Annotated in this window: 21 protein-coding genes, 2 tRNA genes and 1 riboswitch; of the genes, 9 read left to right on the forward strand and 14 right to left on the reverse strand. The window is 67.4% G+C overall.

Annotation, left to right across the window (positions count from 1 at the left end; genetic code table 11):
- Nucleotide 1: 1 nt before the first annotated feature.
- Nucleotides 2-913: a glutaminase gene (locus QSJ30_RS07930; RefSeq protein ID WP_285608126.1), complete on the reverse strand. Its 912-nt coding sequence runs from the start codon at nucleotides 911-913 to the stop codon at nucleotides 2-4.
- Nucleotides 914-956: 43 nt separating this feature from the next.
- Here QSJ30_RS07930 and QSJ30_RS07935 point away from each other — a divergent pair, with 43 nt between their 5' ends.
- Both QSJ30_RS07935 and QSJ30_RS07940 read left to right on the forward strand, forming a co-directional pair.
- On the forward strand, nucleotides 957-1,460 hold the full coding sequence (locus tag QSJ30_RS07935) for a DinB family protein (RefSeq protein WP_285608129.1): 504 nt from the start codon (nucleotides 957-959) through the stop codon (nucleotides 1,458-1,460).
- Nucleotides 1,457-1,978: a DUF4199 domain-containing protein gene (locus QSJ30_RS07940; RefSeq protein ID WP_285608131.1), complete on the forward strand. Its 522-nt coding sequence runs from the start codon at nucleotides 1,457-1,459 to the stop codon at nucleotides 1,976-1,978. Before QSJ30_RS07935 ends, QSJ30_RS07940 begins: the two co-directional genes overlap by 4 nt.
- A 1-nt stretch (nucleotide 1,979) precedes the next feature.
- Here the strand turns inward: QSJ30_RS07940 and QSJ30_RS07945 are convergent, their stop codons facing one another.
- Nucleotides 1,980-2,420, reverse strand: coding sequence for an NUDIX domain-containing protein (locus QSJ30_RS07945; protein ID WP_285608133.1), 441 nt, complete (start codon nucleotides 2,418-2,420; stop codon nucleotides 1,980-1,982).
- Complete coding sequence (locus tag QSJ30_RS07950; protein ID WP_285608135.1) at nucleotides 2,420-2,950, reverse strand: DUF4337 domain-containing protein; 531 nt, start codon at nucleotides 2,948-2,950, stop codon at nucleotides 2,420-2,422. The genes QSJ30_RS07945 and QSJ30_RS07950 overlap by 1 nt, the downstream gene beginning before the upstream one ends.
- Before the next feature lie 215 nt (nucleotides 2,951-3,165).
- Between QSJ30_RS07950 and QSJ30_RS07955 the strand changes: the two genes are divergently transcribed.
- Nucleotides 3,166-4,044 carry a caspase family protein gene (locus QSJ30_RS07955; protein WP_285608137.1) on the forward strand — a complete coding sequence of 293 codons (879 nt, stop codon included), beginning with the start codon at nucleotides 3,166-3,168 and terminating at the stop codon, nucleotides 4,042-4,044.
- A gap of 66 nt (nucleotides 4,045-4,110) precedes the next feature.
- Here the strand turns inward: QSJ30_RS07955 and ahcY are convergent, their stop codons facing one another.
- The gene (ahcY, locus tag QSJ30_RS07960) at nucleotides 4,111-5,508 is read right to left on the reverse strand and encodes an adenosylhomocysteinase (protein ID WP_285608139.1); all 1,398 of its coding nucleotides are present in this window, start codon (nucleotides 5,506-5,508) and stop codon (nucleotides 4,111-4,113) included.
- A 64-nt stretch (nucleotides 5,509-5,572) separates the two neighbouring features.
- Nucleotides 5,573-5,661, reverse strand: a riboswitch (S-adenosyl-L-homocysteine riboswitch).
- A gap of 254 nt (nucleotides 5,662-5,915) precedes the next feature.
- Here ahcY and QSJ30_RS07965 point away from each other — a divergent pair.
- The 3 genes from QSJ30_RS07965 (at nucleotide 5,916) to radC (ending at nucleotide 7,517) form a co-directional block, all read left to right on the forward strand.
- The gene (locus QSJ30_RS07965; protein ID WP_285608141.1) at nucleotides 5,916-6,230 is read left to right on the forward strand and encodes a ComEA family DNA-binding protein; all 315 of its coding nucleotides are present in this window, start codon (nucleotides 5,916-5,918) and stop codon (nucleotides 6,228-6,230) included.
- Nucleotides 6,231-6,239: 9 nt separating this feature from the next.
- On the forward strand, nucleotides 6,240-6,740 hold the full coding sequence (locus QSJ30_RS07970) for a hypothetical protein (protein WP_285608142.1): 501 nt from the start codon (nucleotides 6,240-6,242) through the stop codon (nucleotides 6,738-6,740).
- A 96-nt stretch (nucleotides 6,741-6,836) separates the two neighbouring features.
- A complete protein-coding gene (gene radC / locus QSJ30_RS07975) occupies nucleotides 6,837-7,517 on the forward strand; it encodes a RadC family protein (RefSeq protein ID WP_285608144.1) in 681 nt (226 codons plus the stop codon).
- Nucleotides 7,518-7,802: 285 nt separating this feature from the next.
- Here the strand turns inward: radC and QSJ30_RS07980 are convergent.
- Nucleotides 7,803-7,895, reverse strand: a tRNA-Ser gene (locus tag QSJ30_RS07980).
- Nucleotides 7,896-7,978: 83 nt separating this feature from the next.
- On the opposite strand from QSJ30_RS07980, the gene QSJ30_RS07985 reads away from it, so the two are divergent.
- Nucleotides 7,979-8,068: transfer RNA gene (locus QSJ30_RS07985), tRNA-Ser, on the forward strand.
- Between the two features lie 88 nt (nucleotides 8,069-8,156).
- Here the strand turns inward: QSJ30_RS07985 and QSJ30_RS07990 are convergent.
- The 4 genes from QSJ30_RS07990 to QSJ30_RS08005 all read right to left on the reverse strand — a co-directional run bounded on the left by QSJ30_RS07990 (nucleotide 8,157) and on the right by QSJ30_RS08005 (nucleotide 12,592).
- On the reverse strand, nucleotides 8,157-8,507 hold the full coding sequence (locus tag QSJ30_RS07990) for a cytochrome c3 family protein (RefSeq protein ID WP_285608146.1): 351 nt from the start codon (nucleotides 8,505-8,507) through the stop codon (nucleotides 8,157-8,159).
- 85 nt (nucleotides 8,508-8,592) lie between these two features.
- On the reverse strand, nucleotides 8,593-9,966 hold the full coding sequence (locus QSJ30_RS07995; RefSeq protein WP_285608147.1) for a hypothetical protein: 1,374 nt from the start codon (nucleotides 9,964-9,966) through the stop codon (nucleotides 8,593-8,595).
- A gap of 26 nt (nucleotides 9,967-9,992) precedes the next feature.
- A complete protein-coding gene (locus QSJ30_RS08000) occupies nucleotides 9,993-11,105 on the reverse strand; it encodes a branched-chain amino acid aminotransferase (protein WP_420798774.1) in 1,113 nt (370 codons plus the stop codon).
- 23 nt (nucleotides 11,106-11,128) lie between these two features.
- Entirely contained in the window at nucleotides 11,129-12,592 is a 1,464-nt protein-coding gene (locus tag QSJ30_RS08005) for an aminotransferase-like domain-containing protein (protein WP_285608150.1), read from the reverse strand.
- 170 nt (nucleotides 12,593-12,762) lie between these two features.
- On the opposite strand from QSJ30_RS08005, the gene QSJ30_RS08010 reads away from it, so the two are divergent.
- Nucleotides 12,763-13,308: a DUF4136 domain-containing protein gene (locus QSJ30_RS08010; protein ID WP_285608152.1), complete on the forward strand. Its 546-nt coding sequence runs from the start codon at nucleotides 12,763-12,765 to the stop codon at nucleotides 13,306-13,308.
- Nucleotides 13,309-13,447: 139 nt separating this feature from the next.
- On the opposite strand, the gene QSJ30_RS08015 is transcribed toward QSJ30_RS08010, so the two are convergent.
- Both QSJ30_RS08015 and QSJ30_RS08020 read right to left on the reverse strand, forming a co-directional pair.
- Nucleotides 13,448-15,502 (reverse strand): catalase, encoded by a 2,055-nt coding sequence (locus QSJ30_RS08015; protein ID WP_420798779.1) that lies wholly within the window; start codon nucleotides 15,500-15,502, stop codon nucleotides 13,448-13,450.
- A 130-nt stretch (nucleotides 15,503-15,632) separates the two neighbouring features.
- Nucleotides 15,633-16,190: a ferritin-like domain-containing protein gene (locus QSJ30_RS08020; protein ID WP_285608156.1), complete on the reverse strand. Its 558-nt coding sequence runs from the start codon at nucleotides 16,188-16,190 to the stop codon at nucleotides 15,633-15,635.
- Between the two features lie 403 nt (nucleotides 16,191-16,593).
- Between QSJ30_RS08020 and tpx the strand changes: the two genes are divergently transcribed.
- A complete protein-coding gene (gene tpx / locus QSJ30_RS08025) occupies nucleotides 16,594-17,091 on the forward strand; it encodes a thiol peroxidase (protein ID WP_285608158.1) in 498 nt (165 codons plus the stop codon).
- Nucleotides 17,092-17,134: 43 nt separating this feature from the next.
- Here tpx and QSJ30_RS08030 read toward each other — a convergent pair whose 3' ends face one another.
- Genes QSJ30_RS08030 through QSJ30_RS08040 form a run of 3 tightly spaced genes read right to left on the reverse strand, consistent with a single transcriptional unit; the run spans nucleotide 17,135 to nucleotide 21,162 of the window.
- Nucleotides 17,135-18,382, reverse strand: a complete 1,248-nt coding sequence (locus QSJ30_RS08030) for an MFS transporter (protein WP_285608160.1) — start codon at nucleotides 18,380-18,382, stop codon at nucleotides 17,135-17,137.
- 6 nt (nucleotides 18,383-18,388) lie between these two features.
- Nucleotides 18,389-19,606: an ABC transporter permease gene (locus QSJ30_RS08035; RefSeq protein ID WP_285608162.1), complete on the reverse strand. Its 1,218-nt coding sequence runs from the start codon at nucleotides 19,604-19,606 to the stop codon at nucleotides 18,389-18,391.
- 11 nt (nucleotides 19,607-19,617) lie between these two features.
- Nucleotides 19,618-21,162, reverse strand: a complete 1,545-nt coding sequence (locus tag QSJ30_RS08040) for an efflux RND transporter periplasmic adaptor subunit (protein ID WP_285608164.1) — start codon at nucleotides 21,160-21,162, stop codon at nucleotides 19,618-19,620.
- Between the last annotated feature and the right edge of the window lie 77 nt (nucleotides 21,163-21,239).

The following is a 21,239-nucleotide window of genomic DNA, read 5'->3' on the forward strand; positions in this document are numbered from 1 at the left end:
CTCAGAACACCGACCACCCGGTCCGGGTCGTGAAGCGGTCCAGGGCCTCGACGCCGGCGATGCTGTTGCCGTGGGGGTCGAGGGCGGGGCTCCAGACGCAGAGGACGCCGCGCTCGGGCAGCACGGCCAGGATGCCGCCGCCCACGCCGCTCTTGCCGGGCAGGCCCACGCGATAGGCGAAGTCGCCGGCGGCGTCGTAGGTGCCGCAGGTGAGCATGATCGAGTTGATGCGCTTGGACTCGCTGCGGGAGAGCAGGCGCGAGCCGTCGGCCCGCAGGCCGTGGTTGGCCAGGAAGAGGCCCGCCCTGGCCAGATCCGCGCAGCTCATGCTGAGGCTGCACTGGCGGAAGTAGTGGTCCAGCACCCGGTCCACCGGGTTCTCGAGGTTGCCGCAGCTGGCCATGAAGTGGGCCAGGGCCGCGTTGCGGTGGCCGTGGGAGGCTTCCGACGCGGCCACCTCGGGATCCACGTCCACGGCCGGGTTGCCGCTTTCGGCGCGCAGGAAGTCCCGCAGGGTGCCCAGGGAGTCGCCAGTCAGCGTGAGCAGCCGGTCGATGAGCACGAGAGCGCCGGCGTTGATGAAGGGGTTGCGCGGAATGCCCTTCTCGTACTCCAGCTGCACGAGAGAGTTGAAGGGGTTGCCCGAGGGTTCGCGGCCCACGCGCCGCCACAGGGCCTCGCCATCGCGGGCCAGCACCAGGGCCAGGGAGAAGGCCTTGGACACGCTCTGGATGGAGAAGGGCGTCCGCCAGTCGCCGCTGCCCACGAGCTGCCCGTCCATGGTGGCCAGGGCGAGGCCGAAACGCGCGGGATCCACCGCCGCCAGGGCCGGGATGTAGTCCGCCACCTTCCCCTGCGCCGCGCAGGGGGCCGATTCCATGGCCAGGTCGTCGAGGAGGGCTTGGAGATCCATGCCCCCAGAATCCCACAGGAGCAATGGGTTTAGGATGGTCGCCATGACGCCTCTCGCCGCCGACCTCCTCCTGCTGTTCCGCCGCGACCTGCGCTGCCTCATCCGCGAGGTGGACCTCTTCCCCGATGACGCCAGCCTGTGGCGCACGGTGCCGGGCATCGCCAACAGCGCCGGGAACCTGGCCCTGCACCTGGCGGGCAACCTCCAGCACTTCGTGGGCGCCGTGCTGGGCGCCACGGGCTACGTGCGCCAGCGGGAGCGGGAGTTCGCCCAGCGGGAGGGCAGTCGCGCCTCCGTGATCGCGGAGCTGGAGGCCACGCTCGCCGCCGTGGAGGCGGGGCTGGCTGCCCTGACGGAAGAGGCCGAAGCGGCCACCTTCCCCGCGCCCGTGGGGCCCCACCGGCCTCTCACGGGGATCTTCCTGATGCACCTGGCCACGCACCTGGCCTTCCACCTGGGCCAGGTGGGCTACCTGCGCCGGGCCCTCACGGGCGATCCGGCCAGCGCCGGGGGCATGTCCGTGGCCGAACTGCTGGAGCACCGATGAACGACCCTGCCCTGACCCACCCCACCGCCTCGGAAGAGACCCTGCTGCTGCCCCTCCAGGCCGGGGCCCTGCTGGGCGTCCTGGTGGCCCTCTGGACCTTCGTCATGGGCTTCACGGGCTGGTACCGCCACCCCAGCCTGCTCTTCCTCTTCTGGCTGGTGATCCCCCTGCAGATCGTCGTCCTGGTGCTGATGCTCTGGAGGACCGCCCCCACCGCCGGCTACCTGCGCCAGGTGCAGAACGGCATGGGAGCCTCGTTCATCGCGTCCATCATCATCTTCGCGGCCAGCCTGCTCTTCACCATGGTGGTGTTCCCCAGCTACTTCGCGGAGCTGGAGGCCCTGGGGCGTCTCCAGATGGCGAAGCAGGGCCTCAGCCCCGAGCAGATCGAGGCCGTGGTGAAGGCCCAGGCCCCCATGCAGAAGCCCCTGGGTAGCGCCTTCGCCGGGGCCCTGGGCACCTGGATCACGGGGCTGTTCACCTCGCTCATCGCGGCGGCGTGGTTCCGCAAGAAGTAGGCTACCGCTCCTGCCGCACGCCCTCCACGAGCGCCAGGGGGTGGGCGGCGCCGGCCCGGGCGTCGTCCACGCAGCGCAGCACGAGGCCCGAGCGCAGGGGCGCGGCCGCCAGCTCCTCGCGGCTGAGCCAGCGACAGCCCAGGATCTGCGGGTCCTCGGGAACGGCCTCCGCGCCTTCGGGCACGGAGCCCCGGAAGCAGATGCGGCAGTAGTCCCTCCCGTTGCGGGCCCGCAGCTGGTAGATGCCCACCACCGCCTCGGGCGTGAAGGCCAGCCCGGTCTCCTCCCGCACCTCGCGCCGAACGGCATCCAGGAGGCCTTCGCCGGGTTCCACGTGCCCCGCAGGCTGGTTGAGGACACGCTCAGGCGAGCCGTCCGTCTCCTCGACGAAAAGGAAGCGGCCGTTCCGCTCGATGACGGCCGCGACCGTGAGGGCCCACATCAGACCGCCAGGAACAGGTAGAAGCCGTTGATGAAGTAGACGATGCCCACCACGCCCACCACGAGGCCCAGGAGGTAGACGGGCTTCTGCTTCAGCAGGGCGGCGATGGAGGAGAGCAGGATGCCGATCTGGAGGAAGATCACGGCCAGGCCGAAGGCGGCGCCATGCTTCTGGGCATCGGCCTTGGCCTCCTCGAAGCGGCGGGCCTCCTTCTGGATCTCGGCCTTCTCGCCGTCGTACTTGGCGACCTTCTTCTCGACGTCGGCGAGGCTCTTCTCCAGGGTGGGCGCGGCGGCCTTCGGGGCCAGCTCCAGTTCCCGGCGCAGGCGCATGGCCTCGACCTCATAGAGGTTTCCCTTGATGCCCTTGGCCTGGTAGTAGGCCCACTGATCCGAGGCCTGGCTCTGGCTCAGCACCGCCCGCGTGGAGTGGCCGCCGCCCTTGAAGGTGGCCAGCGTGGCGCAGACCGCCAGGATCACCGTCGTCAGGGCCAGCAGGCTCAGCCAGGGTTCTTTCTTCTCGTCGCTCATGGGACTCCGCCTCAACTAGCTCCCTCCATCTTACGGAAAAACGGGTGGTTGCTTGAACCGGGCAGGCCCCGGCCTATCGTGGGAAGTGGAGTCCTCCGGGATGTGCGCCGTCTGCCGCAGTCCTCCTCCGATCCTGCCGAGATCTGCTGCCCTTCCGGGGGCGGGCGCTCCGTGCCCGTCCCCACGTTCCCCCGGCAAAGCCCCAGGAGGCTCCCATGTTGCATCGCACTGCGCTTTGCGTCGGGATCAACCAGTACCAGAACTTCCCTTCAGCCAGCCTGCACGGGTGCGTCAACGACGCCCGCGACATGGCCGCCCTGCTGAAGGACCTGCTGGGCTTCGAGGATTCCGACATCATCCAGTTGACGGACCAGGCCGCCACCAAGGCCAACATCATGCGCGAGCTGCGTCGCATGGTGGAGGGCGCCCTGGCCGGCCGGTACAACCACCTGGTCTTCACCTTCGCGGGCCATGGCACACAAGTGCCGGACCTGAACCTCGACGAGTTCGACCGGGCCGACGAGGCCTTCTGCCCCCATGACCTGGCCAAGAGCGGCCCCCAGTGGGACCGCGACCACCTCATCGTGGACGACGAACTCCACGACCTGTTCGTGCAGCTGCCCCCAAGCGTGATCCTGGAGATCCTGCTCGACACGTCCCACAGCGGCGCGGGCCTTCGCGCCGCGGACCTGCTCATGGACCGCAAGCCCCGCTACCTGCCGCCGCCTTCGCTCGAGGCCTTCCGCGACATCGAGTACCGCCGCGCCCGGCCGGCCCACATCAAGCTCCTGGAGAAGGGCCTGTCTCACCACATCCTGTGGACCGCCTGCAAGGACAGTCAGACCGCCGCGGACGCCTTCATGCAGGGCGACTGGCACGGCGCCTTCACCTGGCACTTCTGCCGCGAGGCCATGGCCAGCGGCAACCACCTCACCCGCGCCAAGGTGCTGGCCAAGATCCGCTCCGACCTCAGCGCCGCCCACTTCACGCAGACACCCCAGCTGGACTGCGAGGCCGTCACCCGGCACGCCGTGATGAAGGCCATCGAGGTGCCCGCCAGCGTCGCCCCCCTGCCCAGCGACATGCCGAGTTGACGTAATCCAGTCCCAGAATGAAGAAGGGCGCCAAAAGGCGCCCTTCTCTCTGAAACGCGCCGCGTTTCAGTAGCGGTAGTGATCGGCTTTGTACGGCCCATCCACCGGCACGCCGATGTACTTGGCCTGGTCGGGGCGCAGGGTCGTGAGCTTCGCGTTGAGCGTCTGCAGCTGGAGCCGCGCCACCTGCTCGTCGAGGTGCTTGGGGAGGGTGTAGACGCCGACCGGGTAGTCCTTCTGCTTCGTCCACAGCTCGATCTGGGCCAGGGTCTGGTTGGCGAAGCTGCTGCTCATCACATAGCTGGGGTGGCCCGTGCCGCAGCCCAGGTTCACCAGGCGCCCCTTGGCCAGGAGGATGATGCGCCGGCCATCGGGGAAGATGATGTGGTCCACCTGGGGCTTGATCTCCTCCCAGGGGTACTGCTCCAGGCTGGCGACATCGATCTCGCTGTCGAAGTGGCCGATGTTGCACACGATGGCGTTGTGCTTCATGCGCTTCATGTGGTCGTGGGTGATCACGTGGAAGTTGCCCGTGCAGGTGACGAAGATGTCGGCCTGCCCGCAGGCCTCGTCCATGGTCACCACGCGGTAGCCCTCCATGGCCGCCTGCAGGGCGCAGATGGGATCGACCTCCGTGACCCACACCTGGGCGCTCAGCGCACGCAGGGCCTGGGCGCTGCCCTTGCCCACATCGCCGTAGCCGCAGACGACGGCGATCTTGCCGGCGACCATCACGTCGGTGGCGCGCTTGATGGCATCCACCAGGGACTCGCGGCAGCCGTAGAGGTTGTCGAACTTGCTCTTGGTGACGCTGTCGTTGACGTTGATGGCGGGGAACTTCAGCTCGCCCTTCTTGGCCATCTCATAGAGGCGGTGCACTCCGGTGGTGGTCTCTTCCGTCACGCCCTGGATCTTGGCCAGCTGGGCCGAGTACCAGCCCGGCTTCTCGGCCAGGCGCTTGCGGATGGCCGCGAAGAGCACGGTGGCCTCCTCGCTGTCGGGATGATCAAGGACGTGGATGTCCTGCTCGGCGCGAGCGCCCAGGTGCAGCAGCAGCGTGGCGTCGCCGCCGTCATCGAGGATCATGTTGGCGCCGCCGTCGAAATCGAAGATGCGGTGCGTGTAGTCCCAGTAGTCCGGCAGGGTCTCGCCCTTGATGGCGAAGACCGGCGTGCCGTCCGCGGCGATGGCGGCGGCGGCGTGGTCCTGCGTGCTGAAGATGTTGCAGCTGGCCCAGCGCACCTCGGCGCCCAGCGCCTTCAGCGTCTCGATGAGCACGGCGGTCTGGATGGTCATGTGCAGCGAGCCCGCGATGCGCGCGCCCTTGAGGGGCTGCGTGGCGGCGTACTGCTGCCGGATGGCCATGAGGGCTGGCATCTCGCCCTCGGCGATGGCGATCTCCCTGCGGCCCCAGGCGGCGAGGCCGAGATCAGCGACGATGAAATCAGAGGTGGCGACGGTCATGGGGACCTCCACAGAGGGCCAGGTCGAGAAGGTGGTCGGCCCACCCCAGCGCCCCGGTTCAGGGTTGAGGCGAGCGCCGTTCCAGAAAGGATGGGTCCGAGCCTGAGATCCCGCACAGCCGATCTGCCGGGTCCTGCAGCGCTCCTCGGACCCTCCCAGGATAGCGGTGACGACAGGAAGTCGGGGTGGTTTTCCTTCAATTCAGACCGTGTCTTGTAGCAAAATTTCTTCAAAATTTTGCTACAAGAAATAAAACTAGAAATAATTCTATTTGATAAATATTTAATCAATTTTGTAATATTTAGCTAACAAAATTTCTTCGTATAAAAATTTATTCGGCTGAAAATACGCGACTTGCAAACTGGCACAACCCTCGATTGGACATGACTGCCTGAAAGGAGGCAACCATGTCCAACCCCTTCACCACCCTCGCCTTGGCGCTCGCCCTGGCCCTTCCCCTCTCCGCCGCGGCCGGCCGCGCCCCCCGGGCCCCCCAGCGGGCCGTGAACCTCAACACGGCCTCGGTGACCGAGCTGATGCAGCTGCCCCGCATCGGCCAGAAGACCGCCGAGCGCATCGTGTCCTTCCGCAAGCAGCACGGCGGCTTCCAGCGGCCGGAGGAGCTGATGAACGTCAAGGGCATCGGCGAGAAGTCCTACGCCAAGCTCAAGCCCTACCTGGCCCTCTCCCCCGCGCCGCGCCCCGCGGCCGCGGCGAAGTAGGGGGCGGCCATGCTCCAGAGCCGCCGCGCCTCCCAGCTGGGAGCCTCCCTGCTGGACCTCACCGTCTCCATGGCCGTGGCCGCCGCCGTGACCATGGTGTGTCTGGCCCAGTGGGACTCGGGCAGCCTCGACCTCTCGATGGCCCACCAGGAGATCCGCGGCAGCCTGGAGCAGGCCTTCAGCCTCGCCTGGGCCCGGGGCACCAACGTCACCGTGGCCCTGGGCCAGGCCAGCGGAGAGGGGGAGCACCTGCGGGTGCAGCTCAGCCGCCGGGTGAAGTGGGGCAAGCCCGCCCACATTCCCCTGCCTCCGGGCATGGACACGCCCACGGTGGCGACCCGCACCGGCGAGGCCCACCCCATCCTCACCGTCACGCCCCGCCACACGGCCCTGGCCAGCACCTGGTTCCTGAATGACGGCCGGGAAGCCCTGTGCATGCGGCTGTCCGGCCAGGGGAAGCTCCAGGTGCTCCGCTGGCACCGGGACCGCCAGAAGTGGACGAGGGTCTGATGCGCATCTTCTTCGCCGCCAAAGCGGCTCAGACCTCTCCTTCGAACACAGGGAACTGCATCCTCGTCCGTCCCCCTGCCAGCTAGGAGCATGATCATGCGCATTCTGGACCTTTCCCCCGATCAGCGCCCCCGGGAACGCCTGCTGGCGGGCCACGGCGAGACCCTCTCCGATGCCGACCTCCTGGCCCTGCTCTGGGGCACGGGGCTCCGCGGGCACAGCGCCGTGGAGCTGGCCCAGGGCGTTCTCGGGCGCACTGGCGGCCTGGCGGGTCTCCTGGCCTTGGGGCTGACCGACTGGCTGGACCAGCCGGGCCTCGGCCCCGCCAAGGCCGGCCAGCTCTGGGCCGCCCTCGAACTGACCCGGCGCGCCCAGCGCGGTTCGGACCGGCCCCGCATCACCAGCCCCCGCGCCGCCGGCAGCTACCTGCTGCCCCGGTGCCAGGGCTGGACGGAAGAGCGCTTCGGCCTGCTGGCCCTCAATGCCAAGGGCGACCTGCTGGCCGAGCGCATCCTCAGCCAGGGCACGGCCACGGCCACGCTCATCAGCCCCCGCGAGTTCTTCCGCGAGGCTCTGCGCTACGGCGCCAGCACCGCCCTGGCCTTCCACAACCACCCCAGCGGCGACCCCGCCCCCAGCCGCGAGGACATCCAGCTCACGCGGCGTCTCCAGGCCGCCGGCGAGTCCCTCGGCGTGCCCCTGGCCGACCACCTCATCCTCGGCCATGAGCGCTACCACAGCTTCCGGGCGGCGGAGGGATGGGACCACCGGGGGTGATCAGGTGCTTGCGACTCCGCGAGGACGAGCTCCCCTCTCTGCCAGGCTTCGATGAATGACCAGGTCGACCGGTCAGGGGGATTCCCTCCGCGCCACGCGACGCATGACGCTCCGGCCGCACGAAATGCTGGTACGGTCTTGATCGCCAGCGGCGGGGTCACCATCTGATCGCAACGAAGTGCAGGGAGGATAGGACGGGCCGGAGGCCCGAGTCAGCCTGCCAGCATTTCTGTGACTTCGAATCCCCCTCTCCGCTACGAAGAAGCCGCCTTTCGGCGGCTTCAGTGGCGGAGAGAGGGGGATTCGAACCCCCGGTACTGGTTTACCCAATACACTCGCTTAGCAGGCGAGCCCGATCGGCCACTCCGGCATCTCTCCAAGGCCCCCCAGATTACCGTTGGCGGCCGCCTCGCACAAGGCTTCTTGCCGGAAGCCGCGCCCAGCCTTCAAGATGGAGGCATGGAGGGATGGCCGAGCGGTTTAAGGCAACGGTCTTGAAAACCGTCGTGGGTGTGAGCTCACCGCGAGTTCGAATCTCGCTCCCTCCGCCACATCAGCGCCCCGCATCGCGGGGCGCCTTCATTCAGGTACGCGGGAGCGGGATTCGAAATCACTGAATCGCCGGCAGGAATGCCCTGACTATTTCTTCTTGTGGGCGTGGACCTTGGCGAACATGGCGTCGGTCATGGGGGACACCATGTGCTTGCCGTGGCAGGTGGCGCACTGGGCCTTGTCCGGCATGATGAGGCCCGCCTTCTTCGCGGCGGCGGGATCCTTCATGACCTTGACGGCCTTGTACTCGCTGCCGGGACCGTGGCAGGCCTCGCAATCCAGCACGGGCTTCGTCTTGGCGTGCGCCGAGGCGTTCCAGGACTCGAACTGAACCTTGTGACACATCTTGCAGGCCGCGGCGCCGACCTTGGTCGGTGCGGCGGTGAGGGCCACGGCGCTCGCGACGAGGCCCAGCGCCATGGAACGGATCAACAGCATGAGTTCCTCCTTGAAAGAAGCCCCCAGGCTACGCCCCTGGGCCGGAATCTTCACGCAACCTCGAGGTCAAGAATAAAACCGGGGCTCAAGGCGTGCAGAACCGATGGTGGCGGAGGGGCGGAATGCCATCGTAGACGCACAGTCCGCGGGCGGGAGGCAGGCGGTAGGGAAGCCAGCGCCGGAAGGCCGGCTGCGTCCGGCTGTCAGGGGCCTGGTTCATGGACCAGCGGGAGGCCCGCTCCTCTCCGTCGAGGCGGAAGCGGGCCCGCACGGACCACAGGTACTCGGTGGCCGGCGCCAGGACGCAGTCCAAGCGGTGCTCCACGAAGGCTGCGGAGGGCGGCTGGGGGTCCTCGCCAGGCGTCGCCGGATCGCTCTGCGGGTCCAGCCTGAATCCCAGCCGCTCGTACACCAACTCACCCGGGCCACCCCCGACCGACTTCCAGATCCGGAGGTCGTACCGGACCTCGGAGATGCGCGCGAACAGGCGTCCGGAATCATGGTCGAGATCCTCCCGGCGGGGAAAAGCCTCCCACTGGAGGGTGGGGCTGAGGCTCTCCACCTTCGGCGTGGCGCCGTGGAGCGGGGAGGCGGCGAGGGACACCTGTCCGGGCTTGCGGGGCCGCAGCCCGCAGGTCGAAGGGGTGGTCGACATCGAGAGGTGGAAGTCCTGGACCAGGAAGGCCGAGTCGGCGACGGCTTCGGCAGCCGCATCCAGGGTGGCCTCCAGCGCCTCCCGCAACCGCCTCCCCTCTTCCGCACTCCACTCCTGGAAGGGGCGGCGGGGACCGCCCACGGTGAAGGTCCGGAACAGCAGCGCGGTCCCCTGCGGATCCAGCACGCGGTAGGAGGTCGTCAGTTCGAAGTCCGCCACGGGATAAGATCCGGCCCCGCCGTACAGGCCCCAGGAGAGGGCGGACACCTCCAGGCGCAGGCCCGGCGTGGAGCCCGGAGGGGCCGGGGCCTTCCCGGCCGAGGGCAGCCGCCGGGCCACCTTGCGGGCCAGCTCGGCGGAGAGATCCGCTGGATCGCGGGCGAGGAGGGCCTTCACCGCCTGGGCCTCCTTCTCAGGGATGCCCTGGGCGTAGCCGACCACCGCGCCCCCTGCCCCGCCCATCAGGGTCCCCGCCGGGACGAGGATGGGCGCGAGGATCACGAAGAAGGGGCCCGTCTGCAGGGAGACCATCAAACCTGCGGCGGCCCCGGTGGCCGCGCCGGTGGCCGCACCCTTGCCGGTGGCGTGGCCCTTGCCGACCTCGCCGTCCAGCCGGGCCTGCGTTCCCGCCTCCGGCGCGACGGACACAACCTCCACCGTGGTGGTCCCCCGGCGGGCGGGTTCCGGCACGGCGGAGGTATAGGCCAGGGGGTGCGGGGCGGTGCAGCCCCAGGCCAGAACGGCCAGGAGACCCGCGGAGAGGTGGCCTCCCCAGGCGGGTCTCCCGTGACGGACGGTGGGCATGGCCCCCTCCGGAATGCCGGCTCGGATTATCCGACGATGGTCTTCATCCAGCCATGGGAATCAGGCGCGAGGCCGTGCTGGAGGTTGAGGAGGGCCTCGCGCAGCTTGGCGGCCACAGGGCCGGTCTCGCCGTTGTTCACGAGCCACTCGCCCTGGCGGGACTTCACGTGGCCCACGGGCGTGATGACCGCGGCGGTCCCGCAGGCGAAGGCCTCGGTCATGCGGCCCTCGGCGACGGCGGCCTTCCACTCCGCCACGCTGATCTTGCGCTCCTCCGACCGGAAGCCCAGCTCGCGGGCCAGCTGCAGCAGGCTGTCGCGGGTGATGCCGGGCAGCAGGGTGCCGGTGAGCTCGGGCGTGACGACCACGGTCTCGCCCTTCTCCTGGTAGACGAAGAAGATGTTCATGCCGCCCATCTCCTCGATGTACTCGCGGTGGATGGCGTCGAGCCACACCACCTGGTCGCAGCCCTCGCCCTTGGCCTGGCGCTGGGCCACGAGGCTGGCGGCGTAGTTGCCGGCGCACTTCGCGAACCCGGTGCCGCCGGGGGCGGCCCGGACGTAGTCATCGGAGATCCACACGGTCACAGGCTTCACGCCGCCGGAGAAGTAGGCGCCGCTGGGGCTGGCCATGAGGATGAAGAGGTACTCGCTGCTGGCGTGGACGCCCAGCGCGGGCTCGGTGCCGATCATGAGCGGGCGCATGTAGAGGCTCTCGCCCACGGCGCCGGGCACCCAGGCCTGGTCCTGCGTGATCAGGGCCCTGGTGGCCTCGAGGAAGCGGGCCTCGGGCAGCTCGGGCATGGCGAGGCGGGCTGCCGACTTGTTGAGGCGCTGGGCATTGGCCTCGGGGCGGAAGGAGGCGATGCTGCCGTCTTTCTGCTTGTAGGCCTTGAACCCCTCGAAGATGGCCTGGCCGTAGTGCAACACGGAGGAGGCCGGGGACATCTCGATGGGACCGTAGGCCTTCAGCACGCCCCTGCCCCAGCCCTGCCCTTCCTTGTAGGGGATCACCACCATGTGGTCGGTGAACACCTGCCCGAACCGGGGATTGGTCATGCGCTTCGCGCGCTCCTCGGGGCTGGCGGCATGGTCCGAGGGGCAGATCTCGAGGGTGGAAGTGGACGTCACGGGATTCACAGGCGCTCCTTGAAGATGGACGATCAGGCCCGGCGGACCAGGTGCCCGAGCCGCGCGATGGCGTCCCGGGTGGTCGCGGGGTCGTGCGTGGAAAAGTTCAGGCGGAGGCAGTTGGTACCGCGCCCGTCGGCGAAGAAGAGGGGGCCCGGCGCGAAGCCGATGCCGTGCTGCAGCGCGTCGCGGTGCAGGTCCAGGGCGGAGAAATCCTCAGGCATCACCACCCAGAGGTGCATGCCGCCCTTGGGCTCGGACACCTGGGTGCCCGGGGGGAAGTGCTCGGCCAGAGCCTCCACCATCGCGTCGCGGCGCTCCTTGAGCGCGCGGCGGAGCCGGGCCAGGTGGCGCCGGAAGCCGCCGGTATCAAGGAAGCGGGCCACCACCGCCTGCAGGAGGGGGGGCTGGCCGATGGTCTGTACCTCCTGGATGGGCGCCATGCGCCGCAGCAGGTCGTCCTTCGCGATGAGGTAGCCCAGACGCAGGCCCGCCGCCAGCGACTTGGAGAAGCTCCCCAGGTGGATGACGTTGTCGGACCCCTCCAGGCGCCGGAAGGGCGGCAGGGAGTTGCCGGAGAACCGCAGGTCGCCGTAGGCGGAGTCCGTCACCACGATCACGCCGTGGGTCCGGGCCACGGCCAGCACGCGCTCCCGCCGGGCCTTGGACTGGGTCATGCCCGTGGGATTGTGGAAGCTGGGCACGGTGAAGAGCAGCTTGGCCTCGCTGCGCTGGAGGGCCGAGGCCAGCCGCTCGGGATCCAGCCCCTGGCGGTCCACAGGCACGGGCACGGCCTCCCGGCCCAGGGCGCGGATGAGGGCCAGGATGCCCACGTAGCAGGGGCTTTCCACCAGCACGCGGTCGCCGGGCACGGTGAAGGATTCCAGGGCCAACGCCAGGCCGGACTGGGCGCCGGGCAGGGAGCGGATGCCCCAGCCCGCGTCGATGGGCTCGCCCTCGGAAGCCAGCCAGCGGGCCACGGCCTCCAGGTAGGGGGGATGGCCGGCCGGGGCTGCGTAGACCCAGACCTCCGAGCCCATCTCCTTGAGCACCTGGGTCGTGATGCGGCGCAGCTGCTCGCCCGGCAGCAGGTCCGAGGGGATGAAGCCCGCGGAGAAGCTCACCAGGTGGCGGTCCTGCACCCGCTCCAGGGTCTCGCCCAGCCAGGAGCCCAGCTCGCCGTCATGGACCAGCAGGGGCGAACCCTCGAAGGGGAACTCGCTGCTGGCCCGCAGACCCGGGGCCTCCGGCAGGCGGGGCGCCACGAAGCTGCCCCGGCCCTGCACCGTCTGGATCCAGCCGGTCCGCTTCAGACCCGCCAGGGCCTTCAGCACCGTCAGGCGGTGGACGCCCCAGCGCTGGGCCAGCTCCGGCACCGCCGGCAGGCGGGAACCCGGCCGCCACTCGCCCTCCTGGATCAGTCCCCGCAGCCGCCGCTGCAGCTGCAGATACAAGGGGCTGGAGGCGCCCGGGTCGAGGGTGGGATCGAGAACCATCCCCATCAGGATCGGTCAAATCCCCCCTAAAAACGATGGAATTGACAGTCTGCAACAGACCATGGCCCGGGGGCGATGGGCTTCGAGGTATTCCTCAGACCACCGTAGACCAGTGGCGAGGCTCAACCTCCCCCGCATCCGGGCGTCCATAATGGTGAACCGGAGGTCCCATGCGCCGCCTTGCTCTGCCCGCCGCCCTGCTCTCGCTCCTCGCCCTGGGTGCCTGCACGGGCTACAGCGTGAACTACGACTACGATGTGACCGCCTCGTTCGCCCGATACAAGACCTTCGACTACTACACCTCCAAGAAGGGCACCGGCGGCACCACCAGCCTCATGGACAAGCGGGTGCGCGCGGCCGTGGAGAAGGAGCTCCAGGCCAAGGGCTTTGCGATGGAGACCAAGGCGGATCCCGACTTCCTCGTGACCTACTACCCCATCGTCCATGAGCGGCGATACCGCACCACCACCCATATGGGCTGGGGCTGGGGTTGGGGCTACCGGCCCTTCTACGGAGGTGTCGGCACCAGCATGAGCCAGGTGCACAGCTACCAGGAAGGCACCATCGTCATCGAGATCGTGGACTTCAAGACCAATCAGATGATCTGGCAGGGCGCCGCCGCCGGCGCCCTCACAGGCTTGGAGAACCCCGAGGATGCCGACGAAGTCGTGCCCCGGGCCGTGCGCGACATTCTGGCCAAGTTCCCGCCAAGGTAGGCCCTGCCCCACCCACTAGCCCCGCTTAGCGGCAAGGCGCCATTTGAGCCACCCACCGCCCACAACTCCCCATGGCGATGAATGACGTGGATCGTCCCAGGTAAGCCTTGCTCTGGGACTGACCGCACCGTTGAGAAAATCAGGCGAGTGTCCGGACGCTCGCTTCCCGGTCCCATTGACGAGTCTTTGCCGCGGCGATGAAGCGCTCCAGGGCGCCGATGGCCATCACGCCAGCATCATGTTTAATGCCTGCCTTATTCAGCAGGAACTCTCCGCCCTTGTCGACACCAATCGCTTTTAGATGACCAAAGGCGTCGCGCACGAAATCCATAGCGTCAGATTCTTCACTAAGCATCACGGCAGCTGCCTTGGAGAGGATGACTGCGACCGCATCAAACAGGACCGATGGCATGCCGGCCAGCTGTCCATCGATTTTCAGGTGGGAGCCATCCGACAGTTTCACGTCGCCGATGTTCAGTGCGACCCGCTTCACGTTGGCGCCTGCTGCAAGGACAGCCTTGGCGATAGCCTCGATACTTCCAGCGTCCGATCCATCCGCCACCAACAGCCCGATCGTGCGTCCTTCGAGCGTATCTTTCATCTTGCCGATGAGTTGCAGTGCCGGGGATGGGGCGAGATCCTGAACGGCCACGGCCGAAGCCGGTGCCGGCGGCAGTTCGGTCATTCCGAGTCCCGAGGCGACGCGTTGCGCGAGGTCCTCTTCGATATGGCGCAGGTGGCCCACCATCGCTTCGCGGATATGTGGATGCTCGACCTTCGACAGTTCAAACACCAAGGCAGAGGCAAGATGGGTCTGTTCGCAGGAAGTCTGGCTGCGATAGAACTGCCGGGCCTGGCTGTAATGGTCGGCGAAACGCTCAGGCCGAATCCGGCCCTTGGCACCGGTCTCCTCCGACACCGCACTGTGAAATCCGTCGACTGGATGTTCGCGCGGAGAGTCTGCCGCCAGCGTATTCGGTTCGTAGGACACCCGACCAGTGGGTTGCGCCATTTGCATGTGGGCGTCGCGCTGGTGGTTGGCGAAAGGGCATTTCGGCGCGTTGATTGGTAGCTGGTGGAAATTCGGCGAACCTAGCCGGGACAATTGCGTGTCCAAATACGAAAACAGCCGCCCCTGCAGGAGCGGGTCGTTGGTGAAATCCATGCCGGGCACAATGTGTGACGGGCAAAAGGCCACTTGCTCAGTCTCGGCGAAAAAATTGTTCGGCCAGCGGTTGAGCACCATGCGGCCTATGACCTGCAAGGGTACCAGTTCTTCCGGTATCAGTTTGGTCGCGTCGAGGTGATCAAACGGAAAGGCATCTGCGTCTTCTTCGGAGAACAGTTGGACTGCCAATTCCCATTCCGGAAATGCCCCGGAGCTGATCGCTTCGAACATGTCCCGCCGATGGAAATCGGGATCGGCACCCGCGAGTTTGACCGTTTCGTTCCAGGTCGTCGCTTGCAAACCAAGCTTGGGCCGCCAGTGAAATTTTACGAAGGTCGAGTCGCCTGCAGCATTGAGCAAGCGGAACGAATGGACACCGAAACCTTCGATCATTCGTAGCGACCGTGGCAAGGTGCGATCGGACATGATCCACATCACCATGTGCATGGACTCTGGTGTCAGGGAAATATAGTCCCAGAAGGTGTCATGCGCCGTTGCGGCCTGCGGAAAAGCACGGTCCGGTTCCATCTTGATTGCATGTACCAGGTCGGGGAATTTAATCGCGTCCTGAATGAAGAACACTGGAACGTTATTGCCGACCAAGTCCCAGTTCCCTTCTTTCGTATAAAATTTGACAGCAAAGCCGCGAACATCTCTCGGCGTATCAGCTGAGCCAGATCCGCCTGCCACCGTGGAAATGCGCGTGAAGACCGGCGTTTGCACGCCCACTTCGGTCAGCACCTTCGCTGATGTGTATTTCCCCAACGATTTGGTCAGCTCGAAATAACCATGTGCGCCAGTGCCACGCGCGTGGACGATCCGTTCGGGGATTCGTTCGTGGTCAAAATGGGTGATTTTTTCCCGGATGATGAAGTCCTCCAGCAGGGTGGGACCGCGGGAGTTGGCTCTCAGGGAGTTCTGGTTGTCTGAAAGGCTCAGGCCCTGATTGGTCGTCAATCGCGCCTGATCGCTGCCCCCGCTTTGATGCCATTCACCGCCGGCACCAACTGAAACAGTGGGTTCCATGCCCTGTTTTCTCTGCTTTGCCCGGGCCGGTGTCGTTGTTTTCCCTTTGGTCATCCTGAACCTCCTGTTGTGCTGGCACGAGGGCGAAGGATCGGAGCGGGTGGCCTCCAGGGCGGCTCGGCGATGGGCGTCACACCGTCAGCCAGTCGCTCAACTCCTCGGCATGCTCCTGCTCCTGGCTCAGGATGCCTTCGAGCATGCGTCGGGTGGACGAGTCCTTGTCGCCGATCAGCGCGATCATCTGGCTGTAGGCCTCGATGGCAACGCGTTCGGCAATCAGGTTCGTCTTGATCATGGCCTGCAGGTCGCTCGAGTCGTCGTAGTCGGCGTGGCTGCGCGCGAGCAAGGAGCCAGGTGAAAAGTCGGGCTCGCCGCCGAGCTGTACAATGCGCTCCGCCACCTGGTCGGCGTGCGCCGTTTCCTCCAACGCGTGCACCATGAACTCCTCGGCGATCTTCGGCGAGGCCAAGCCCTTGGCGGTGAAGTGGTGGCGCTTGTAGCGCAGCACACAGACGAGTTCAGTCGCCAGCGCGTCGTTCAACAGCTTGATGATGTCCTCGCGCCACGGGCCATAGCTCGGGGTCACCGCGCCCTGATCGAGCGAACGCTTCGCCGCGTCAAGCCCGGCTTCATCGAGCACCAAACGCTCGCCCTTTCGGGCACTGGCAGGATGATTCTTGGCACTCATGGGGGCTCCTTGGACAGGTGGCGTTGGGGCGGGACTGATCGGCCGCGCCGGTGCCCAGCGGGGCGGAGCACGGCCGCGACGAACGGCGCGGGAATGACTAGGGGATGCGGGGTTCAAAGACCCTTGTGGATTCGAGGGAAGACGGACCTCATGACCAGGGAAATCAATTCTGACCATGAGCACTTAGTCAGGCATCTTCTGGGCCAATGGTTAACGCGTATGTAAATAAGCTATTTAAACTTGTACCGAGACCAGGATGAGGGATGGATCAATCACTACGAAGTGGTGTCCTACTTCATATCGAAGGAGTGGAAGGTCAGCATCAGGCACCGGCCAAGTCGCTGGACATTCGGACGATTGAGGACGGGGAGGCGTAACCTGGAGGCCTCATCAAGGAGCCCCCATGGCCCAGATCACCATTAAAGGCACTCCCATCCACACCTCCGGCGACCTGCCGAAGGTGGGCGTCGCGGCGCCGGCCTTCACCCTGGTGCGCACCGACCTCTCCGAAGTCTCCGCCAAGGACCTCGCCGGCCAGCGCGTGGTGCTGAACATCTTCCCCAGCCTGGACACGCCCACCTGCGCGGCCAGCGTGCGCAAGTTCAACGCCCGCGCCAACGAGAAGCCCAACACGACCATCCTCTGCGTGAGCGCCGACCTGCCCTTCGCCCAGAAGCGGTTCTGCGGGGCCGAGGGCCTGGACAACGTGGTGCCCGCCTCCACGTTCCGCTCCCAGGATTTCGGCCAGACCTACGGGGTGACCCTGCTGGACGGCCCCCTCAAGGGCCTGCTCGCCCGCGCCGTGGTGGTGGTGGATGGAGCCGGCAAGGTGGTCCACACGGAGCTGGTGCCCGAGATCGCCCAGGAGCCCGACTACAACGCCGCGCTGGCGGTGCTGTAGGCAGTCTTCAGTCCTCCGTGAGCGGCCCTTCGGGGCCGCTTTTTCATCCGATGCGGTCCATCTTGCGGAGCCCCGGCACCTTCCAGGCGGTGGTGGCCACCACCAGCAGGGTCATGCAGCCCCCGAAGACCACGGAGGGCACCAGGCCCAGGAGCCGCGCCGCCAGGCCGCTCTCGAAGGCGCCGATCTCGTTGCTGGAGCCGATGAACACCTGGTTCACCGACGATACGCGGCCCAGCATGTGCTCGGGCGTGAGGGTCTGGAGCAGGGTGGCGCGCAGGACCACGCTCACGTTGTCCACGGCGCCGCTGGCGACCAGCAGCAGCAGGCTGAGCAGGAAGCTGCGGCTCAGGGCGAAGGCGATCATGGCCGCACCGAAAGCGCCGACGCAGATCAGGAGCGTCCGCCCAGCCCGCCGCAGGGGCGGCAGGTGGGCCAGGGTGATGCCCATGAGCACCGAGCCCAGGGCCGGGGCCGCCCGCAGGGCGCCGAGGCCCTGGGGCCCGACCTTCAGGACCTCCTTGGCGAACACAGGCAGCACGGCGACGGCCCCGCCGAAGAGCACGGCGAATAGGTCGAGGCTGATGGCGCCCAGCAGCAGCCGCTGGGAGAACACGAAGCGCAGGCCCTCGCCCAGGCTCTGCAGGATCGAGCCGCTGCGCGGCGCGACGGCCCGGGGCATGTAGCGGATGAAGAGCAGGCCCAGCAGGCCGCAGGCCAGGAGGGTCATCACCAGGAAGTGGGCCGCCACCGGGCCGCGCCAGGCGTAGACGAGGCCGCCCAGGGCCGGCCCCAGCACCATGCCCGAGTGGAACACCGACACGCGCCAGGTGGAGCCGTTGGCATAGAGCGCCTTCGGGAGCAGGTCCGTGCCCAGGGCCACGTTGGCCGGGCGGTAGAAGGCCCGCATGATGCCCGTGAGGAAGATGACCGCGTAGATGGGCCAGACCGCCCGAGCCAGGGGTCCAGCCTGGAAGCGCCAGCTGAAGGCCCCCAGCAGCCCGGAGCAGAAGGCGAGGCCCAGGGTGGCGGCCATGCAGAGGCGCAGGCGGTTCACCCGGTCCGCCGCGTGGCCGCCGAACAGCGCCAGGGTCAGGAAGGGCAGCGCCTCGGACAGGCCCACCAGGCCCAGGGCCAGGGGATCCCCCGTGCGGTCGTAGACCTGCCAGCCCACCACCACGCCCTGCATCTGGAGGCCCAGCGTGACAAGGCCCATGGTCGCGATGAACCAGCGGTAGTTCCCGTCCCTCAGGGCCGCGTAGGGATCGTGGGGAACCGCCGATTCTGTCACGGCGGGTTACTCGTACCTCAATGCGTCAATGACATCCAGCCTGGCGGCCTTCAGGGCCGGCAGGAAGCCCGCCGCCACACCCACCAGCCCCGAGAAGCCCAGGCCCAGGGCCACGGCCCAGGATTCGGTCACGGCGGGAATCTGGAACTTCTGGAGGATGAACACGGCGGAGTAGGCGAACGCGATGCCGATGAGGCCGCCGAACACGGAGAGCACGATCGCCTCGATGAGGAACTGCCAGAGGATGCTGTGCTGGGTGGCGCCCAAGGCACGGCGGATGCCGATCTCCCGGGTGCGTTCCGTGACGCTCACCAGCATGATGTTGGAGATCCCGATGCCGCCCACCACCAGGGAGATGCTGGCGGCCACGGCGAGCAGGGCGGTGAGGATGCCCGCCTGCTGGGTCTGCATCTGCACGATGTCATCCTGCTTGCGGATCTGGAAGGGGTTGTCGTCCTTGGGCGCCACCTTCATGCGCTGGCGCAGCAGCGCCGTGACCTCGGCCTCGGCCAGCTCGGCCTTGCCCTCCTGGGCGCTCACCATGATGCGCTGGATCTTGTCGCGACCCATGATCTTGCGCATGACGGTGGTGTAGGGCGCCACGATGAGATCGTCCTGGTCGCCCCACATGCCGGCGCCCTTCTTCTCGAGGACGCCCACCACCTGGAAGGGCAGCGCGCCCACCCGCACCGTCTGGCCCACGGGATCCTCGCCGTTGGGGAAGAGGTTGTCCTTCACGGTCTGGCCGATGACGCAGACCTTGGCCATGCCGCGGATCTCGGTGTCTGTGAAGAAGCGCCCGTTCTCGACCTCCCAGCCGCGGATCTGGAGGAACTCGGGGCCGGTGCCCTGGACCTGCGTCACGTAGTTGCTGTTCTGGTAGATGATGGGCCGCGTGGTCTGGACCTGGGCCGAGGCGGCCACCACGCTGCTCTGCGCCAGCTCCTGCTGGATCAGGGGGGGGTCGCTCTCCAGCAGGATGTCCGCGCTGCCCATGGCGGAAGGCCCGAAGCGGTTGCCGCCGCTGCCCGGGAAGATGGTCAGCATGTTGGAGCCCATGTTCTGGATGAGGGCGATGGAGGCGCGCTTGGAACCCTCGCCGATGCCGATCATGGCGATGACGGCGCCCACACCGACGATGATGCCGAGCATGGTGAGGAAGGCCCGCGTCTTGTTCCGGGTGATGGCAAATAAGGCGAGTTTGATGAATTCCAGGAATCGCATGGACCCCCCGGCTAGCGCCGTCCCCCGGTCGCGCCCATGGGTGCCGCGCCGTTGGTCTGCTTGGTGTTCTCCACGCCGGTCAGGATCTGCATGCCCTCCTGGAGCCCCTCGCCCGTGACCTCGGTGAACTGTCCATCGGTGATGCCGGCTTTCACCACGATGGCCTTGGGCTTGCCATTCTCCAGCACCCAGATGCGGTCCTCCCGCCGGGCCACCATTCCGCCCTTGCTGCCGGTGCCGCTCTGGGCCCCCGGCCGCGGGCCGCCGCCCATGGTCATGGGCTGACCGAGACGGGGGCCGTCGGCCTTCTTCTCCTCCTTGATGAAGGCGGCGGGATTGAAGCGCAGGGCCGAATTGGGCACGCGGAGCACGTCCTTGCGCTGGTTGGTGATGATGGTGACGTTGGCGGTCATGCCGGAACGCAGGGCCAGGCTTCCCGTGAACTTGGGGCCCCCGAGCAGGCTGGCGCCTCCGGGGATCCGGGCCAGCAGCTTCGGATCGCCGCTGGGGGCCTGGGCCGGAGCCGCGCCCCGCGAGCGGCCGGGAAGCGCCTGGGTCTGGCCGGCCAGGCGCTCCTTGAACCGCTTCAGGAACTGGTCCTTGGTCACACCCTGGGCCTCCATGCGGTCCTTCAGGCGCTCCCAGGCCTTCTCGGGATCCGGCGCGGCTTCGTGACCTGCGCCGGCGCCGGCGGCCCGGGCCGCCTGCGGCGAGGCCGGGGCCTGGCCACCCCCGTCGGCGCCGGCCAGGGGCTCATTGGGCACGATCATCTCCACCACGTAGTTCACGACATTCTGCGTCGTGATCGGCTCCTGGCGGACCAGGCTCACAGTGGCGGCGAACTGCTTGTCCGGCAGGCTGTCCACGGTGAAGAGGGCGCGCTGGCCCACCTGGACCTCATCGATGTCCGATTCGCCGATGGAGACCTGGACCTTCATCTTGGAAAGGTCCTGGGCGATCTGGAACAAGTTGGGCGTGCTGAAGCTGGCCGCCACGGTCTGCCCCACGTCCGCCAGCCGGGAGATCACCACCCCATCCACCGGGGCCGTGATGTCGCAATAGCCCCGGTTCGCCCTGGCCCGGTTCAGGGTGGCCCGGGCGGACTCCAGATTGCCCTTGGCGTTCTTGAGGGCCGTCTCCTTGGTGTCGAGATCCTGGGCGGCCAGGAGCTTGTCCTCCGCCAGCCGCCGGCTGCGTTCGTAGTCGGACTTGGCGAAATCATAGGCGGCCTGGGCCCGGAGGAGGCTCGCCTGGGCATCCTGGAGCTGGGTGTCAGACAACGTGGGGTCGATCTGGGCGATGAGCTGGCCCTTCTTCACGATGCTGTTGTAGTCCACATAGAGGGCCGAGATCACCCCCGACACCTGGGTGCCCACGGCCACCTGCACCACCGGGCTCACCGAGCCCGTGGCGTTGATGCGCTGGGTGATGTTGCCCTTGTCCAGCTTGGCCTGGCGCCACTTCACCTCGTCCTTGGGCCTCGTGAGGAAGTAGGCGGTTCCGCCTGCCACCACCGCGACGCCGATGCCAAGGCCGATCCAGGTGTTCCGCTTCATGACGCCGCGCTCCGCTTCTCAAAGGGGCCGGGCAGGGCCCGGCCTGGTACCTTCGCATAACGATGTATGGACCAGCA

It is taken from the genome of Geothrix edaphica, from assembly GCF_030268045.1.
Lineage (GTDB): Bacteria > Acidobacteriota > Holophagae > Holophagales > Holophagaceae > Geothrix > Geothrix edaphica.

What these genes read in the sequence shown, in the direction of transcription:
- QSJ30_RS07930 (WP_285608126.1), bottom strand. Translation starts at nt 913, where the DNA reads ATGGATCTCCAAGCCCTCCTCGACGACCTGGCCATGGAATCGGCCCCC.
- QSJ30_RS07935 (WP_285608129.1), top strand. Translation starts at nt 957, where the DNA reads ATGACGCCTCTCGCCGCCGACCTCCTCCTGCTGTTCCGCCGCGACCTG.
- QSJ30_RS07940 (WP_285608131.1), top strand. Translation starts at nt 1,457, where the DNA reads ATGAACGACCCTGCCCTGACCCACCCCACCGCCTCGGAAGAGACCCTG.
- QSJ30_RS07945 (WP_285608133.1), bottom strand. Translation starts at nt 2,420, where the DNA reads ATGTGGGCCCTCACGGTCGCGGCCGTCATCGAGCGGAACGGCCGCTTC.
- QSJ30_RS07950 (WP_285608135.1), bottom strand. Translation starts at nt 2,950, where the DNA reads ATGAGCGACGAGAAGAAAGAACCCTGGCTGAGCCTGCTGGCCCTGACG.
- QSJ30_RS07955 (WP_285608137.1), top strand. Translation starts at nt 3,166, where the DNA reads ATGTTGCATCGCACTGCGCTTTGCGTCGGGATCAACCAGTACCAGAAC.
- ahcY (WP_285608139.1), bottom strand. Translation starts at nt 5,508, where the DNA reads ATGACCGTCGCCACCTCTGATTTCATCGTCGCTGATCTCGGCCTCGCC.
- QSJ30_RS07965 (WP_285608141.1), top strand. Translation starts at nt 5,916, where the DNA reads ATGTCCAACCCCTTCACCACCCTCGCCTTGGCGCTCGCCCTGGCCCTT.
- QSJ30_RS07970 (WP_285608142.1), top strand. Translation starts at nt 6,240, where the DNA reads ATGCTCCAGAGCCGCCGCGCCTCCCAGCTGGGAGCCTCCCTGCTGGAC.
- radC (WP_285608144.1), top strand. Translation starts at nt 6,837, where the DNA reads ATGCGCATTCTGGACCTTTCCCCCGATCAGCGCCCCCGGGAACGCCTG.
- QSJ30_RS07990 (WP_285608146.1), bottom strand. Translation starts at nt 8,507, where the DNA reads ATGCTGTTGATCCGTTCCATGGCGCTGGGCCTCGTCGCGAGCGCCGTG.
- QSJ30_RS07995 (WP_285608147.1), bottom strand. Translation starts at nt 9,966, where the DNA reads ATGCCCACCGTCCGTCACGGGAGACCCGCCTGGGGAGGCCACCTCTCC.
- QSJ30_RS08005 (WP_285608150.1), bottom strand. Translation starts at nt 12,592, where the DNA reads ATGGTTCTCGATCCCACCCTCGACCCGGGCGCCTCCAGCCCCTTGTAT.
- QSJ30_RS08010 (WP_285608152.1), top strand. Translation starts at nt 12,763, where the DNA reads ATGCGCCGCCTTGCTCTGCCCGCCGCCCTGCTCTCGCTCCTCGCCCTG.
- QSJ30_RS08015 (WP_420798779.1), bottom strand. Translation starts at nt 15,502, where the DNA reads ATGGAACCCACTGTTTCAGTTGGTGCCGGCGGTGAATGGCATCAAAGC.
- QSJ30_RS08020 (WP_285608156.1), bottom strand. Translation starts at nt 16,190, where the DNA reads ATGAGTGCCAAGAATCATCCTGCCAGTGCCCGAAAGGGCGAGCGTTTG.
- tpx (WP_285608158.1), top strand. Translation starts at nt 16,594, where the DNA reads ATGGCCCAGATCACCATTAAAGGCACTCCCATCCACACCTCCGGCGAC.
- QSJ30_RS08035 (WP_285608162.1), bottom strand. Translation starts at nt 19,606, where the DNA reads ATGCGATTCCTGGAATTCATCAAACTCGCCTTATTTGCCATCACCCGG.
- QSJ30_RS08040 (WP_285608164.1), bottom strand. Translation starts at nt 21,162, where the DNA reads ATGAAGCGGAACACCTGGATCGGCCTTGGCATCGGCGTCGCGGTGGTG.